The 16,199-nt window shown below is 71.6% G+C and carries 14 protein-coding genes; 6 read left to right on the top strand and 8 right to left on the bottom strand.

The window, feature by feature from the left end; all coding sequences use genetic code 11:
* Positions 1-171: 171 nt before the first annotated feature.
* On the bottom strand, positions 172-669 hold the full coding sequence (locus tag D7147_RS13590; RefSeq protein WP_120677390.1) for a hypothetical protein: 498 nt from the start codon (positions 667-669) through the stop codon (positions 172-174).
* Positions 670-1,032: 363 nt separating this feature from the next.
* Here D7147_RS13590 and D7147_RS13595 point away from each other — a divergent pair, with 363 nt between their 5' ends.
* Positions 1,033-2,031 carry an endonuclease/exonuclease/phosphatase family protein gene (locus D7147_RS13595; protein WP_120677392.1) on the top strand — a complete coding sequence of 333 codons (999 nt, stop codon included), beginning with the start codon at positions 1,033-1,035 and terminating at the stop codon, positions 2,029-2,031.
* Between the two features lie 19 nt (positions 2,032-2,050).
* On the opposite strand, the gene cimA is transcribed toward D7147_RS13595, so the two are convergent.
* Complete coding sequence (gene cimA / locus D7147_RS13600; RefSeq protein WP_120677394.1) at positions 2,051-3,634, bottom strand: citramalate synthase; 1,584 nt, start codon at positions 3,632-3,634, stop codon at positions 2,051-2,053.
* Between the two features lie 409 nt (positions 3,635-4,043).
* Here cimA and D7147_RS13605 point away from each other — a divergent pair, with 409 nt between their 5' ends.
* From D7147_RS13605 to D7147_RS13615, 3 genes are all read left to right on the top strand, one after another.
* On the top strand, positions 4,044-4,571 hold the full coding sequence (locus D7147_RS13605) for a carboxymuconolactone decarboxylase family protein (protein WP_120677396.1): 528 nt from the start codon (positions 4,044-4,046) through the stop codon (positions 4,569-4,571).
* A 123-nt stretch (positions 4,572-4,694) separates the two neighbouring features.
* The gene (locus D7147_RS13610; RefSeq protein ID WP_120677398.1) at positions 4,695-5,153 is read left to right on the top strand and encodes a PRC-barrel domain-containing protein; all 459 of its coding nucleotides are present in this window, start codon (positions 4,695-4,697) and stop codon (positions 5,151-5,153) included.
* Positions 5,154-5,207: 54 nt separating this feature from the next.
* On the top strand, positions 5,208-5,957 hold the full coding sequence (locus D7147_RS13615) for a tyrosine-protein phosphatase (protein WP_407663339.1): 750 nt from the start codon (positions 5,208-5,210) through the stop codon (positions 5,955-5,957).
* 259 nt (positions 5,958-6,216) lie between these two features.
* Here the strand turns inward: D7147_RS13615 and D7147_RS13620 are convergent, their stop codons facing one another.
* Together D7147_RS13620 and D7147_RS13625 are read right to left on the bottom strand one after the other, a co-directional pair.
* Positions 6,217-7,314, bottom strand: coding sequence for a branched-chain amino acid aminotransferase (locus D7147_RS13620; protein WP_120677402.1), 1,098 nt, complete (start codon positions 7,312-7,314; stop codon positions 6,217-6,219).
* Between the two features lie 272 nt (positions 7,315-7,586).
* A complete protein-coding gene (locus D7147_RS13625; protein WP_120677404.1) occupies positions 7,587-8,618 on the bottom strand; it encodes a 3-isopropylmalate dehydrogenase in 1,032 nt (343 codons plus the stop codon).
* A 222-nt stretch (positions 8,619-8,840) separates the two neighbouring features.
* On the opposite strand from D7147_RS13625, the gene D7147_RS13630 reads away from it, so the two are divergent.
* Both D7147_RS13630 and D7147_RS13635 read left to right on the top strand, forming a co-directional pair.
* Positions 8,841-9,686: an FAD:protein FMN transferase gene (locus tag D7147_RS13630; RefSeq protein ID WP_120677406.1), complete on the top strand. Its 846-nt coding sequence runs from the start codon at positions 8,841-8,843 to the stop codon at positions 9,684-9,686.
* 315 nt (positions 9,687-10,001) lie between these two features.
* Positions 10,002-10,358, top strand: coding sequence for a hypothetical protein (locus D7147_RS13635; RefSeq protein ID WP_120677408.1), 357 nt, complete (start codon positions 10,002-10,004; stop codon positions 10,356-10,358).
* Positions 10,359-10,436: 78 nt separating this feature from the next.
* Here D7147_RS13635 and serA read toward each other — a convergent pair whose 3' ends face one another.
* The 4 genes from serA to D7147_RS13655 form a co-directional block, all read right to left on the bottom strand.
* Positions 10,437-12,035 (bottom strand): phosphoglycerate dehydrogenase, encoded by a 1,599-nt coding sequence (gene serA, locus D7147_RS13640; protein WP_120677410.1) that lies wholly within the window; start codon positions 12,033-12,035, stop codon positions 10,437-10,439.
* A 558-nt stretch (positions 12,036-12,593) separates the two neighbouring features.
* Positions 12,594-13,607 carry a ketol-acid reductoisomerase gene (gene ilvC, locus D7147_RS13645; RefSeq protein WP_120677412.1) on the bottom strand — a complete coding sequence of 338 codons (1,014 nt, stop codon included), beginning with the start codon at positions 13,605-13,607 and terminating at the stop codon, positions 12,594-12,596.
* A gap of 102 nt (positions 13,608-13,709) precedes the next feature.
* Positions 13,710-14,225, bottom strand: coding sequence for an acetolactate synthase small subunit (gene ilvN / locus D7147_RS13650; protein WP_120677414.1), 516 nt, complete (start codon positions 14,223-14,225; stop codon positions 13,710-13,712).
* A gap of 27 nt (positions 14,226-14,252) precedes the next feature.
* A complete protein-coding gene (locus D7147_RS13655; RefSeq protein ID WP_120677416.1) occupies positions 14,253-16,133 on the bottom strand; it encodes an acetolactate synthase large subunit in 1,881 nt (626 codons plus the stop codon).
* Positions 16,134-16,199 lie beyond the last annotated feature (66 nt).

The following is a 16,199-nucleotide window of genomic DNA, read 5'->3' on the forward strand; positions in this document are numbered from 1 at the left end:
CGACAAACGTCGGATTGTGCGGCCCTGGCCGACCCTTCGACGACCGGAGCGGGACGATTCACCCGGACGGCCAAGGCAGACCCCGAGCCGGCAGTCCCGGGGCCAAAACGGTCGAAGTGAACGACGCGACCCCCGCGCGGGCGATCGCGCGGGGGTCGCGTGGCGGTGCCGTCAGTAGCTGTGGACGACCAGGTGGAACGGCAGGTCGACCGGGGTGCCGGCGGAGTTGCGGGTCTGGATGAAGACCCCGTTCGGCGTGCTCAGCCGCGGAGCCACCACGACCTCCCCGCCCGGCGGGATGCAGCAGGCGTCCGGGCGGCCGATGGTGGCCTGGTAGACCGCGGAGCTGACGACGTAGCCGTACTGGACCTCGTACTGGCCGGTTCCGTACTTGATCACGACGCCGCTGCCGCGCGCCTTGGTGCCGTTGGCGTTGACGACGGTGCCGACGTTGCTCGCCGCGAGCGTGCCCACGCCGGCCTTGAGGGCGGCCCGGGCCGAGCGGGTCGACTCCGCCGTCACCGCCGGCTGGGTGCTGCTCGCGCGGGCCGCCGGCTGGCCGGGCGCCTGTGCCGCGGGCTGGGCGATGGCGATCCCGCCCCCGGCGAGGGTGAGCCCGAGAACGGCGAACACGACCGCGATCGCCTTACGTCGGAATGGTGTGGTCATGACAGGTCTCCCTTGTGTGACCGTGCGAATTCGGCCGACCCGCGGGGCGGGACGGTTAGTGCCCTGCTAACTGTCGGGCACCTCGCCACACATCACCGAGAAATAAGATCCAGCGCACCTTCAATATCGTTTTCCCGATGACTGCACCCACTCTGAGCAGCTATTACTACTCACCGTGGCGGCGCTCCGACCAGGTGGAACGTAGCACCGCAAAAAGTAGGGAGTCAATAGCGGAAGCCATCTGGAAAATCGCCCTACGCCGATCGCAAAAATTGTGAAAGACGAATCCAGCAGCATTCACGAAAATGGGCTGCGGGATCCGTCGGGCCACCATCGGCGGGCACGCCGGGATAGGTTTCCGACATGATCGTCGAGGTTCCGGAGCGGCGAGCGGTCGGCCACCCACAGCGCCGCTGGATCGCCGTACTCTGCTGGCTCGCCGTGCTGCCGGGCGCCACCTGGACGGCAATACGGCTCATCGGGCTGGACCGGGGGCCGCTCGTGCAGGCGCTGGCCTTCACCCCGTACGTCGCGGCCGGGAGCCTCCTGCCCCTGGTCCTCACGCTCGCGCTGCGCCGCCACTGGCCCGCGCTGGTCGCCGCCGTGACCACCGTCGCGCTCGTCGGGGTGGTGGCGCCCCGGGCGCTCTCCTCGACGCCGCTACCGGTGGCCGGTCCGGCGGTACGACTGCTCACCGCCAACCTGCTCGCGGGCGCCGCGGATCCGCACACCCTGGCCGAACTGGTCCGGGCGAACCGGGTCGACGTGCTGGTCGTGCAGGAGTTCACCCCCGCTGCCCAGGCCGACCTCGACCGGCTCGGACTCGACCGGCTGCTGCCGTACCGACAGCTCAACGCGGTCGACGGGACGCCCGGCTCCGGCCTCTACTCACGCTTCCCGATCAGCGACGCGGGCGTACGCCACAACCGCGGCGGTTGGGGCTTCACCCAGGCGTACGGCACGATCGCCGTTCCCGGCGCGCCGCCGGTGCGGGTGGAGTCCGCGCACCCGTCCGCCCCGTACGCGATCGACCAGGTCGACTTCTGGCGCACCGACCTGGCGGCCCAGCCACCGGCCACCCCCGACGGGATGCTGCGGATCCTCGCCGGGGACTTCAACGCGACCCTCGATCACGGCCCGTTGCGTGCTCTGCTGCACACCGGCTACGTCGACGCCGCCGACGCCACCGGCCAGGGGCTGGTCGGCACGTGGGGCCCGTACGACGGGGACCTGATCCCTCCGGTCGCCATCGACCACGTCCTGGTCGACCGCCGGATCGCCGCCCGTTCGGTCGAGGTGTTCGGCCTGAGCGGCAGCGACCACCGGGCGGTGCTGGCCACCCTGAGCCTGCCCGCTTCGTGACCGGTCACGCGCCCCGGGTTCAGACCCGGCTGCGGGCCAGCCCGTAGGTGAGCGCGTCGACGAGGGCGTGCCAGCTCGCCTCGACCACGTTGGGGTGGACACCGACAGTGGTCCAGTCCCGGCCCGCGCCGTCGGCCGTCTCCAGCAGTACGCGGGTCACCGCGTCCGTGCCGCTGCTGCCGTCGAGGATGCGCACCTTGTAGTCGGCGAGCTCGAACTCGCGCAGCTCCGGGTAGTGCCGCACCAGACCGACCCGGAGCGCCTCGTCCAGGGCGTTGACCGGGCCGTTCCCCTCGGCGGTGGCGATCACCCGCTCACCGCGTACGCGGATCTTGACGGTGGCCTCGGAGACCACCGCGCCGTCCTCGCGGTGCTCCACGAGGACCCGGTACGACTCGAGGGCGAACGGCCGGGGCGGGGCGCCGTCGGGTAGCTCGGAGCGGACCAGCAGCTCGAACGAGGCGTCCGCCGCCTCGAACGACCAGCCACCGGCCTCCAGCTCCTTGACCCGCCGGGTCACCCGGGACAGGGTCTCCGGATGACCGGCCAGGTCCAGCCCGAGCTCGCGACTCTTGAGCTCGACGCTGGCCCGGCCGGCCATCTCGGTTACCAGGATCCGCATGTCGTTGCCCACTACGGACGGGTCCACGTGGTTGTAGAGCAACGGGTCGACCTTGATCGCGCTCGCGTGCAGCCCGGCCTTGTGGGCGAAGGCAGCAGCCCCGACGTACGCCTGATGGGTGTCCGGGGCGATGTTGGCGATCTCGGCGATGGCGTGCGAGACCCGCACCATCTGTTCCAGGCAGCCCGCTGGTAGGACGGGCAGCCCGAGCTTGAGTTGGAGGTTGGCGACCACCGCGAAGAGGTCGGCGTTGCCCGGCCGTTCGCCGTAGCCGTTCGCGGTGCCCTGGAAGTGCCGGACCCCGGCCTCGACGGCGGCGACGGTGTTCGCCACCGCGCAGGCAGTGTCGTTCTGGCAGTGGATGCCGAGCCGTTCGGGGCCGACGCCGAGCCGGGCGGTCAGGTCGGCGATCACGGCGGTCACCTGGGACGGGAGCATCCCACCGTTGGTGTCGCAGAGGACGAACGCCTCGGCTCCGGCGGCCAGCGCGGTCTCCACCACCGCGGCGCCGTACTCGGCGTCCTGCCGGTAGCCGTCGAAGAAGTGCTCGCCGTCGACGAAGAGCCGACGACCCTCGGCGACCAGGTACGCCACCGTGTCGTGGATCATCGCGAGGTTCTCGGCCGGGGTGGTGCGCAGCGCCCGTTCGACGTGTCGCAGGTCGGCCTTGGCGACCAGGGTCACCGCCGGCGTCTCCGCGTCGAGCAGGGCGCGGACCTGCGGGTCCTCGGCGACCGGGACGCCGGCCCGGCGGGTGGCGCCGAACGCGACGAGCAGTGCGTGCCGCAGGTCGAGCTCCTTGGTCGCGCGCCGGAAGAACTCGGTGTCCTTCGGCACCGCACCGGGCCAGCCGCCCTCGATGAACCCGACGCCGAACTCGTCGAGCAGCCGCGCCACGGCCAGCTTGTCGACCACCGAGTAGCTGAGCCCCTCACGCTGCGCACCGTCGCGCAACGTCGTGTCGTAGACCTGGAACGTCATGACGTGCCTTTCTGGACCGAGGTGCGGGAACGAACGAGCGGTGGTCGCGGCCGCGCGGGCCGCCCCGGCAACAAAAAGACCCCCCGCTGACGCGGGAGGTCTGCGCGCTCGGCGGGGAGCCGGGCGCGCTAGTTGCTAAGAATCAGGGCGGAGCTGGTCACGTTCGGTACTCTTCCACCCGTCAGTTGATTTTGGGAAGCGGAATCCACATCCCGGGACAGCGGCGGAGCCTCCCGACACCGCGAGGACCGGCCACCACGAGGCAGAACAGCGTTTCCGTGAGCTGCTTCACACGCTGCCGGGCCACCCCCGGGTGGAGGATGTACCCGGCCCGTTCGCCGCTGCCCAGGAGGAGCCGTGCTCACTGCCGGTGACCACTTCCCCGCCTACGACCCCGCCGGAGCCTGACATGGGAGTGGACGCGGTCAAGGCGGGTCTGCCCGGGTACGCCAGGGACGTCGGCCAGAACCTCCGGTCGACCATCCAGGACTCCCCGCTCACCCCGACCCAGGTCTGGGGCACCGCGCTGGCGTGCGCGGTGGCGGCCCGCAACCCCGTGGTGCTGCGGGAGATCGCCGCCGAGGCGGCCGAACATCTCGCCCCGGAGGCGATCGAGGCGGCCAAGGGCGCCGCCACCATCATGGCGATGAGCAACGTCTACTACCGGGCGAAGCACATGCTCGACGAGGAGTACCTGTCGATCCACGGCCGGCTGCGGATGCAGATCGTCGCCCGGCCGGGCGTGCCGAAGGTGGACTTCGAGCTCTGGTGCCTCGCCGTCTCCGCGATCAACGGCTGCGAGGTCTGCCTGGAGTCGCACGAGCAGAAGCTGCGCGCCGCGGGCATCGGCCCGGACCAGGTGAACGAGGGGCTCCGGATCGCCGCCGTGGTGCAGGCCACCGCCGTCGCGTACGACACGGAGTCCGCGCTGGCCTGAAAGCCGCCGGCCCGCCCCGACCCATTTCCGCGTCGGCCCGGGTGTAGCGATCTCGACGGCGGGTAGGACATGGGACAGACAGGGCACCACCCCCCGATCAGTCGAGAAGAGGAGTGAAACGCCATGGAGCGGCTCGACCCTCGAACGACCCACGGGACGCCGGACCCGCTCGTACCCGGTGACAGCAGCGCCTTCCCGGGTGGCACACCCGGCGGCACCTTCGACCCGTGGCGATACCGGGACGACGCCGGGGTCTCCGGCGTCGACCTGGTGGGCTACAAGGTGGAGGCGAACGACGGTGGCATCGGCAAGGTGGACCGGTCCAGCCACGAGGTGAGCTCCAGCTACCTGGTGGTGGACACCGGTCCGTGGATCTTCGGCAAGAAGGTCATGGTTCCCGCCGGAACCGTCAACCACGTCGACCACGACGAGCGGAAGGTCTACGTCGACCGGAGCAAGGACCAGATCAAGGCCGCGCCCGAGTTCGACGAGACCGCCGACACCGACCCGGCCTACCGGGAGAAGCTCGGTGGTTACTACAGCGACACGTACTCGGCCATCCCGCCGGGTACCGCTCGGTAAACGGTTGTTCCTGTTCCTATCGGCCGGTGGGGTACCGCCCCGCCGGCCGGTAACGTGTCAGGCGTGGACGCCACCGAGGTCGATCGACACATCCCCTTCGGCACGATCTTCAACTTCCGCGACGCCGGCGGCTACGCCGGTCACGACGGACGCACCGTACGCCGGGGCCGGCTCTACCGCTCCGACTCCCTGCACCGGCTGAACGAGGACGACCGGGACGCGTTCACCGCCCTCGGCATCCGGACGGTCATCGACCTGCGCCGCTCTCACGAGGTGGAGCGCGACGGCCGGGTGCCGGACTGGCCGGGCCTCACCTACCGGCACATCCACCCGGAGCACGCGGAGTGGGGGCAGGTGCCGTACGAGTCGGGCACGAGCCTGGCGCGTTACCTCGCCGACCGCTACGCCGACCTGGCGCAGACCGGCACGGCCGGGCTGGCCGAGGCGCTCGGGCTGATCTCCGACGCCACCAGCGGGCCGGTCGTGGTGCACTGCGTGGCCGGCAAGGACCGCACCGGCATCGTCTGCGCGCTGACCCTGGCCGTACTCGGTGTCGCCGACGACGAGATCGCCGCGGACTACGCCCTGAGCAGCGCGGCGTCGGAGCGGTTCAGCGCCTGGTTGGCCGCCACGACGCCGGCTGCCGAGGAGCTGCCGCCGCCGTTCCTGGCCTCGCCCTCCGACACGATGCTGCTCTTCCTCGCCGAGCTGCGGGAGGGGTACGGCTCCGTCGAGGGCTACCTGCGGCACGCCGGGGTGACCGACGCCCAGCTCGCCGCACTCCGCGACCATCTGCTGGAGTGACCTGCGGCGACGCCGGCGGATTACGCGCGGTGGCGTACGACGTCTGGCGCGGGCCCCTTCTCGACCGGCTCGGTCGGGAAGGGGCCCGCTCCGCTCAGAGACTGTCGGGAAACCCCGGGGCGAGCGAGGCGGAGTCCAGCCGGCGATCCGGCAAGGCGGAGATTCGTCCGGATACCGGTGTTGTATCCGGACGAATCTCCAACGCCGCCGGTCGTCGGCTGGGCCCGCCGTAGCCGCCGCAGGGTTTCCCGACAGTCTCTCAAAGCAGCCGGGTGACCCAGCCGTGCGGGTCGGGGGCGTCGCCGCGCTGGATGTCGACCAGCTGCTGACGCAGCGCCATGGTGACCTGGCCCGGCTCACCGCCGCCGATCAGGAACTCGCCGTCCGGGGACTTCACCTGGCCGATCGGGGTGACGACGGCGGCGGTGCCGCAGGCGAAGGCCTCCCGCAGCCGACCGCTGGTCGCGTCCGCCTGCCAGTCGTCGAAGCTGACCGGGCGCTCCTCCACCCGGTGCCCCGCCTGCGCGGCGAGCGTGAGCACCGACTCCCGGATGATGCCGGGCAGGATCGCGCCGGTCAGCGGCGGCGTCACCACGCTCCCGTCGTCGTAGACGAAGAAGACGTTCATGCCGCCCAGCTCGTCGACGTAGCGGCGCTCCACCGCGTCGAGGAAGACCACTTGGTCACAGCCGTGCTCGATCGCCTCCGCCTGGGCGACCAGCGAGGCGGCGTAGTTGCCGCCGCACTTCGCGGCGCCGGTGCCGCCCGGGGCGGCGCGGGTGTAGTCCGGGGTCGCCCAGACCGAGACGGGCTTCACCCCGCCGCTGAAGTACGCCCCCACGGGCGAGGCGATCGCCACGTAGAGGTACTCGGTGGCCGGGCGGACGCCGAGGAAGACCTCGCTGGCGAACATGAACGGCCGCAGGTAGAGGCTGCCCTCCGGGTCGGTCGGGATCCAGTCCCGGTCGATCTCGATGAGCCGCCGCAGCGAGTCGACGAAGGTCTCCGGCGGCAGCACCGGCATCGCCATCCGCTTCGCGGAGACGGCGAACCGGGCCGCGTTCGCCTCCGGACGGAACAAGGTCACCCCACCGTCGCTGGTGCGGTACGCCTTCATCCCTTCGAAGATCTCCTGCGCGTAGTGCAGGACGGCGGCGGCCGGGTCCATCGGGATCGGCGCGCGCGCCTCGACCCGGGCGTCGTACCAGCCCTTGCCGTCGGCGTAGCGGATGGTCACCATGTGATCGGTGAAGATCCGGCCGAAGCCGGGATTGGCCAGCATGGCGGCCCGATCCGCGGCGGATACCGGTGCGGGATTCGGACGGGTCTCGAAGTCGAGCTTGTCACCACCGCTCATCGCGCTGACCTCCCTACCGGACAACGGCATGCGCGACCGCACGCCGACGATGTGGTGCCCAGAAACTTACCCCGAACGTTCGTTCAGGGGAAAGCGCCGCCCGGCTCGCCGAGCTGCGCCGAAAGAACGGTACCGGGGCCCGGTGCAGGCGTCGCAAGCGTGCTCCGCTTCGGCAGCCCCGGCCGGTTCGACCGGCACCGGGACCACCGCTGACGGCCGCCGTTAGCCTGCCGGCCGAGTCCGCGCTCGGCCGGTCGCCACCACCCGCCGGTTCAGCCCGCCGCGAGGGCCGCGAGCCGGTCGCCCACCTCGGCGGTGCGTACGGGTACGCCCGGCGCTCGGTTGGCCAGTTCGGTGGCGACGGCGGCGCTGACCCGGGTCGCGGCGTCGGCGTGCCCGAGCTGGTCGAGCAGGAGGGCGGCGGAGAGCACGGCGGCGACCGGATCGGCCACGCCCTGGCCGGCGATGTCCGGCGCGGAGCCGTGCACCGGCTCGAACATCGAGGGGTACGTCCCCTCCGGGTTGATGCAGCCGCTGGCCGCCAGCCCGATGCCGCCCGTCACGGCGGCGGCGATGTCGGTGAGGATGTCGCCGAAGAGGTTGTCGGTGACCACCACGTCGTAGCGCTGCGGCTGGGTGACCAGGAACATCGCGGCGGCGTCGACGTGCTGGTACTCGGTGCTGACGTCGGGGTGCTCGGCGGCGACCGCCTCGAAGGTGCGCGACCAGAGCGAGCCGGCGTGGGTGAGCACGTTGGTCTTGTGCACCAGGGTGACCTTGCGGCGTTCCCGACGGCCGGCGCGGGCGAACGCGTCGCGGATCACCCGCTCCACCCCGTGCCGGGTGTTGAGGCTCTCCTCGGTGGCGACCTCGGCGGGGGTGTCGCGGTGCAGCGTCCCGCCGGCCCCGGCGTAGAGCCCCTCGGTGCCCTCCCGCACCACGACCAGGTCGACCTCGCCGGGCTTCACGGTGGCGAGCGGGCCGGGCACTCCGGGCCAGAGCCGGGACGGCCGGAGGTTGACGTACTGGTCGAAGGCGAACCGGAGCTTGAGCAGCAGGCCACGTTCCAGCACCCCGGGGGGCACGGTCGGGTCGCCGACCGCGCCGAGCAGAATCGCGTCGTGCTGTGCCAGCTCGGTCAGGACCGAGTCCGGCAGCACCTCTGCGGTCCGGTGCCAGCGAGCCGCGCCGAGGTCGTACTCGGTGGCCTGCACGCCGGGGAGCACCGCGTCGAGGACCTTGCGGGCCTGCGCGACCACCTCGGGACCGATTCCGTCCCCGGCCACCACCGCGATCCGTGCCACGCCTGCGCTCCTCTGCTCGCCGTTTCGGCCCACGGTACGCGGACGTCCCGCGTTCCGGTACGCGGAGTCCATATCATGAGACATGCCGATGCACAGGACCCTCCCAGCTGAGTTTCATGAAGCAGTCATCTTCGCTGCCTAGCCTGGTCGTGGGTGGGTCGACGGGGGCCCGCGCCGGTGGCCGCGCCGTCGCTGCCACCACTCGCAAGGGGGCGATTCGCCATGCGCATCGACGAGCAGCCACGGACCCGCTGGCCCGACCCGGCCGCCTTCCGGCACCGCCGACCCGACCTGCGGCTCGGGAGCCCCGCCCGCCGCGTCGACCGCTCTCCCTCGGTCCGGCCCGACCTGATCGCGGTACAGCACACCGTCCGGACGACCACCGCCGAGTACACGCTGCTGCTCAACGCGCCGACCTGGCTGGGCCGCCGGGCCGTCGGCGAGGCACTGCGGGACGCGGTGGCCGAACTGCGTGCGATCGACCTCACCTACGGCCCGACCCGGCCGGACAGCCTCGTCTCCCGGCTGCGTCGGGGCGAGATCGGCGCCGAGTCCTACCCGCCCCTCGCCGACCTCGTGGATCGCTGCGCCGCCATGCGCGCGGCGACCGACGGCTGGTTCGACGCCTGGGCGGTCCCCGGCGGCTTCGACCCGGGCGGCCTGCTCGGCGGCTGGGCGGTGGAGCGCACGGCCGCCCGGCTACGCGCCAACGGGGTCCACGACTACGCCGTGGTCTGCGGCGCCGACCTGGTCGTACGCGGACACGCCCCGCACGGTGGGCCCTGGCGGATCGCCGTGCACCACCCGGTCGAGCACGATCGTCAGCCGCTGGTGCTGGAGATGACCGCGGGCGCGGTCGGCACCTCCGGGGTGAGCGGCCGGCAGGGACACGTCGTCGACCCGCACACCGGGCAGCCGGCCGAACAACTGCTCGCCGCGACGGTGGTGGGCCCGGACCTGACGGTCGCCGACGCGTACGCCACGGCGCTCTACGCGGCCGGCCCGGCGGGGCTGGCCTGGTTCAAGGAGGCCTCGGACTACCGGGCGCTCTTCGCCGACCGTCGTTGAGGATCTGCGATACGCGGGTCGGCGATCGGCCCCCACGCCCGCGGCAACGACCGTGGGGGCCGGTCAGCGACGAGTGCGCGTGGCTCGCGCATTCGAGGGGTGCGGGCCGGTCGGGCCGGGGTCGACCGCGCCACCCGAAGACGGGTCGACGTCGCAGTGCCCGGCCGGTGACCGCACCGGTACGCTAGCGAATCGACGCAACTCGACGCAAGAGTCTCCACAGCGGACCGTCCTGGCGGGATGACGGGAACCAGACGGCTGGCCTGCGGCGGGGCAGTTTCGACATGGTGAACGTTGAATGGCACTCTGTGCGCCGTGAGTTTCGATCTGAGCGTGTGGGCCCTGATGGACGGGGCGACGCCCGAGGACGTACGAGCAGCGGTGCAGCGGTGCCGGCAGGGAGAACACGCCAAGCGCCAGCCGGATCACCGACTGGTCGCCTTCTACCGTGCGATCACCGCCAGCTACCCGGATCGTCCGGCGGCGCAGGGCACCCCGTGGGAGGTCGCGCCGCTGCACGCGGCCGCCGACCACATCGAGATGAACCTGAACCCCGCCTGCGAGGACCAGGTGCTGCTCGACATCGAGCGGCTCGCCGGTGAGCACCGGCTCATGCTCTTCGACGCGCAGGACGGCTCGGTCTACCCGCCGCCGGCCCGCGTACCTCACTGAGCCCCGGCACCGGCTACCGCTGCAGCACGCCAGGGGGCCCGGCGGATCCGCCGGGCCCCCCGTCGTGCTGCGTTCAGCTCACTCGTCGCGCAGGTCAGCGGCGCTCGCCGCGGTCGCGCCGATCGAGTCGGCGGCCGAGGTGAGCAGATCGGCGCCGAGGGCCTGGTCGACGGTGAGCGTCATCAGCGTCTCACCGCCGGCCTCGCGGCGCGCCACCTGCATCGCGGCGATGTTGACGCCCGCCTCACCGAGCAGGGTGCCGACGGTGCCGACCACGCCGGGCCGGTCGGCGTAGCGGAGGAAGACCAGGATGCCCTCCGCACCGATCTCCACGTCGAAACCGTCCACTTCGGTCAGCTTGAGCACGTCGCGGGTGCCGGCGCTGGTCGCCGTGCCGGAGACGCTGACCGTACGGCCGTCGGGCAGGGCGCCGCGAACGGTGACGAGGTTCGGGTGCTCGACCGTCTCGGCCTGGGCGGCCAGGGTGACCTCGACGCCCCGCTCGGCGGCCAGGTGCGGCGCGTTGACGTAGGTCACCTGCTCCTCGACCACCGAGCTGAACAGGCCCTTGGTGGCGGCGAGCTTGAGCACCGAGACGTCGTGCTCGACGATCTCGCCGCGTACCTCGACGGTCACGCTGGCGGCGATCCCACCGGCGACCGCGGTGAACGCCCGGCCGAGCTTCTCGGCCAGCGGCAGCAACGGGCGTACGTCCTCGGCGACGACGCCACCCGCCTGCACGTTCACCGCGTCCGGCACGAACTCGCCCTGCAACGCCAGCTTCACGCTCTTCGCCACGGCCAGGCCGGCCTTGTCCTGCGCCTCGTGGGTCGACGCGCCCAGGTGCGGGGTGGCCACCACGTTGTCGAAGGCGAAGAGCGGCGACGACGTGCACGGCTCCTTCGCGTAGACGTCCACGCCCGCGCCGGCGACCCGCCCCTCGGCGATCGCGTCGGCGAGGGCCTGCTCGTCGACGAGCCCACCGCGCGCGGCGTTGACGATGCGTACCCCCGGCTTGACGACGGCCAGCTCCTTCTCACCGATCAGACCGACCGTCTCGGGGGTCTTCGGCAGGTGGATGGAGATGAAGTCGCTCTCCCGCAGCAGCTCCTCCAGGCCGACCAGGCGTACGCCGAGCTGCGCGGCACGGGCCGGCTGGATGTACGGGTCGTACGCGATGAGCCGGGTGCCGAAGGCCGCGATCCGAGACGCGAAGAGCACCCCGATGCGGCCGAGGCCGACGACGCCCACCGTCTTGCCCTGGATCTCGACGCCGGTGTACTTCGACCGCTTCCACTCCCCCGCCTTGAGCGCCGCGCTGGCGCTGGCGGTGTTGCGGGCGACGGCGAGCAGCAGTGCGACGGCCTGCTCGGCGGCGGAGACGATGTTGGAGGTGGGCGCGTTGACGACCATGACGCCTCGCGCGGTGGCGGCCGGCACCTCCACGTTGTCCAGACCCACGCCGGCGCGGGCGACCACCTTGAGCCGCGGGGCGGCGGCGATCGCCTCGGCGTCGATCTGGGTGGCGCTGCGCACGATGACGGCGTCGGCCTCGGCGAGGGCGGAGAGCAGCGCGGCACGGTCGGTGCCGTCGACGTGACGGACGTCGAAGTCGTGCGCGAGTACCTCGATGGCGGCGGGGGCGAGTTCTTCGGCGATCAGTACGACAGGATTCATCGGTCCTCGTAGCTGTAGTCAGAGCGGTCGGCCGGGCCGTCGGACGCCGCACTGCGCCCTGCGCCGAACCGGATCATGGCCGTCAGGTGCCGGCTTCGCGCACCTATGAGCGATGGTAGGGGGCGCATTGCCCCACGTGTCCCGGACATCGAGGTGAGGGCCCTCACACGGAGTTGTCGCAGCACGCTAATCCCCCGTTCACCTGGCGTCGACCCGGTGAGCCGGTCGACGGGCGACCGCCGACGATCGTGGGGGCACCTCGCGACGAGACCTGCCGGTCCCGTCCGTCGATGGCCGACGGCCCCGGCGCGGCGCTGGGGAGAGCGCCACGTCGGGGCCGTCGGTGGGCCGCCCGGGGCATACCCGACGGGCGGCCGGAGGAGAAGGCTTTCAGAGGGTGCTTGCGAAGGCCAGGCCCTACTGCGCCGGCCCCAGGCGACGCCCGGCGGCGTTGTCGGTCCGCCCGGATACAACACCGGTATCCGGGCGAACCTCCGCCTTGCCGAACGCCGCCTGGCACACCCGGCTCGCTACGGGCGGGCCTCCGCAAACACCCTCTCAGGCGGTCTCGGTGATCGGCCGGTCGACCCAGCTCATCATGCCGCGCAGCTTCCGCCCGGTCTCCTCGATCGGGTGCGCCGCGCCCTCGGCCCGCCACTTGGCGAAGTTCGGGCGGCCCGCGTCGTCCTCACCGATCCACTCGCGGGCGAACTCGCCGGACTGGATCTCGGACAGGATCTTGCGCATCTCGTCCTTGACCCGGCCGTCGATGACGCGCGGGCCACGGGAGAGGTCGCCGTACTCGGCGGTGTCCGAGATGCTGTAACGCATCCGGGCGATGCCGCCCTCGTACATCAGGTCGACGATGAGCTTCAGCTCGTGCAGGCACTCGAAGTAGGCGATCTCCGGCGCGTAGCCCGCCTCGGTGAGCACCTCGAACCCGGTCTGCACCAGCGCGGTCGCGCCGCCGGCCAGCACCGCCTGCTCACCGAAGAGGTCGGTCTCGGTCTCCTCGGTGAAGGTGGTGCGGATGGCGCCGGCCCGGGTGCCGCCGATGCCCTTGGCGTACGACAGCGCCAGGGCGAAGGCGTTGCCCGTGGCGTCCTGCTCGACGGCGACCAGCACCGGCACGCCCTTGCCGTCGACGTACTGGCGGCGCACCAGGTGACCCGGGCCCTTCGGCGCGATCATCGCCACGTCGATGTCGGCCGGCGGCTTGATCAGGTCGTAGCGGATGTTGAAGCCGTGGCCGAAGAGCAGCGCCTTGCCCGGGGCCAGGTTCGGGGCGACCGACTCCGCGTACAGGCTACGCTGCGCGGTGTCCGGCGCGAGAATCATGATCACGTCGGCCTCGGCGGCCGCCTCGGCCGGGGTGAGCACCCGCAGGCCCTGCTCCTCGGCCTTCGGCCGGCTCTTCGAGCCCGTCGGCAGACCGATCACGACGTCGACACCCGAGTCGCGCAGCGACAGGGCGTGGGCGTGGCCCTGGCTGCCGTAACCGATGACGGCGACCTTCTTGGCCTGGATCAGGCCCAGGTCGGCGTCGTCGTCGTAGTACACCTCAACGCTCATTGGAACTTTCCCTTTCGTACGGCGGCCCGGCTGGCCCGTCGTGGTTGTGCGGATGTGTCCGGTGGTGTGCGGGGGCGGCCCGGTGCCGCCCCCGCCGGTGGCTCAGGCGGCTCGCAGGGCGGGGCCGGCGGTGATCGAACGAGAACCACGCCCGATCGCCACGAGTCCCGACTGGACCATCTCCTTGATGCCGAAGGGCTCGAGGTCGCGCAGCAACGCGTCCAGCTTGTCCGGGGTGCCGGTGGCCTCGATGGTCAACGTGTCCGGCGCGACGTCGACCACCCGGGCCCGGAAGAGGCCTACCGTGTCCAGCACCTGGCTGCGGCTGGACCGGTCCGCGCGAACCTTGACCAGCAGCAGCTCCCGGGCGACCGAGACCTGCGGGTCGAGTTCAACGATCTTGAGCACGTTGACCAGCTTGTTGAGCTGCTTGGTGACCTGCTCCAGCGGGGACGACTCCGCGTTGACCACGATGGTGATCCGGGAGACGTCCGGGTTCTCGGTCTCGCCGACCGCCAGACTGTCGATGTTGAACCCGCGGCGGGAGAAGAGCCCGGAGACCCGGGCCAGGACACCCGGCTTGTTCTCCACGAGCACGCTCAGCGTGTGCATCGTCATGCCGTGACCTCGCTTCGCTCACTCATCTCAGATGTCATCCTCGTCGAACGCCGGGCGGACGCCGCGGGCGAACATGATCTCGTCGTTGCTGGTGCCGGCGGGCACCATCGGCCACACCATCGCGTCCTTGCCGACCACGAAGTCGATGACCACGGGCGCGTCGTTGATCTCCATGGCCGCCGCGATGGTCTTGTCGACGTCCTCGGCGGTCTCGCACCGCAGACCGACGCAGCCGAGCGCCTCGGCCAGCTTCACGAAGTCGGGGATGCGGTGCTTGTGGGTGCCGAGGTCGGTGTTCGAGTAACGCTCCCCGTAGAAGAGCGTCTGCCACTGGCGGACCATGCCGAGATTGCCGTTGTTGATCACGGCGATCTTGACCGGGATGCCTTCCAGAGCGCAGGTCGCCAGCTCCTGGTTGGTCATCTGGAAGCAGCCGTCGCCGTCGATCGCCCAGACCACCACGTCCGGCTTGCCGACCTTCGCGCCCATCGCGGCGGGCACCGCGTAACCCATCGTGCCGAGGCCGCCGGAGTTCAACCAGGTGTACGGCTTCTCGTACGAGATGAACTGTGAGGCCCACATCTGGTGCTGACCGACGCCGGCCACGTAGATGGCGTCCGAGCCGGCGATCTCGCCCAGCCGCTTGATCACGTACTGCGGGGAGAGGGTGCCGTCGGCCGGCTCCTCGTACCCCAGCGGGTAACGCTCGCGCAGGTCGTCGAGCTGGTGCCACCAGTCGTCGAGGTCCGTGCTGTGTCCGGCCGCCCGTTCGGCGGTGACCGCGGCGATCAGCTCGTCGATCACGTGCCGGGCGTCGCCGACGATCGGCACGTCCGCGTGCCGGTTCTTGCCGATCTCCGCCGGGTCGATGTCGGCGTGCACGACTGTGGCGTCCGGGGCGAACGACTCCACCCGACCGGTGACCCGGTCGTCGAAGCGGGCGCCGAGCGCCACGATCAGGTCGGCCTTCTGCAGCCCGTAGACCGCGGCGACCGTGCCGTGCATGCCCGGCATGCCGAGGTGCTGCCGGTGCGAGTCCGGGAACGCGCCGAGCGCCATCAGCGTGGTCACCACCGGGATCCCGGTCAGCTCGGCGAGCTGCCGCAGCCCGTCGGTGGCGCCGGCCTTGAGCACCCCGCCGCCGACGTAGAAGACCGGCCGGCGGGCGCTCGCCATCAGCCGGGCCGCCTCGCGGATCTGCTTGCCGTGCGGGTGCAGGGTCGGCCGGTAGCCGGGCAGGTCGAGCGTCGGTGGCCAGGTGAAGGTGGTGCTGGCCTGCAACACGTCCTTCGGGATGTCGACCAGCACCGGGCCGGGCCGGCCGGTGCTCGCCAGGTGGAACGCCTCGGCCAGCACCTGCGGGATCTCCTCGGCGTGCTGCACCAGGAAGTTGTGCTTCGTGACCGGCAGGGTGATGCCCTGGATGTCCGCCTCCTGGAAGGCGTCCGTACCGATCGCCGGGCGGGCGACCTGGCCGGTGATGGCGACCATCGGCACCGAGTCCATGTACGCGTCGGCGATCGGGGTGACCAGGTTGGTCGCGCCCGGGCCGGAGGTGGCCATGCAGACCCCGACCCGCCCGGTCGCCTGCGCGTAGCCGGTGGCCGCGTGCCCCGCGCCCTGCTCGTGCCGGACGAGGATGTGCCGGACCGTGGAGTCGTAGAGCGGGTCGTACGCCGGCAGGATCGCGCCGCCCGGAATACCGAAGACGACGTCGACGCCGAGCGCCTCCAGCGACCGCACGAGCGAGCCGGCCCCGGAGACCTCGGCCGGGGCGGGTGTCCGTACCGCCGGAGCGGCCGGACCGGCGGCGGCCCGGGCGACGGGTTCGGCGTCGGTCGCCGTCGAGGCGGCCGCGCGGGCTCTACGTGCGGAGTGGGCGAGGGTCTCTGGCGTGGGTCTCGTCATGGCGGTTCAGGCCTTCGGCTGGAGTGGGTGCGGCGTGTGGTGCGGATGGAACGCGGGCGTTCCGCT

This window comes from Micromonospora musae (genome assembly GCF_003626545.1).
GTDB lineage: Bacteria > Actinomycetota > Actinomycetes > Mycobacteriales > Micromonosporaceae > Micromonospora > Micromonospora musae.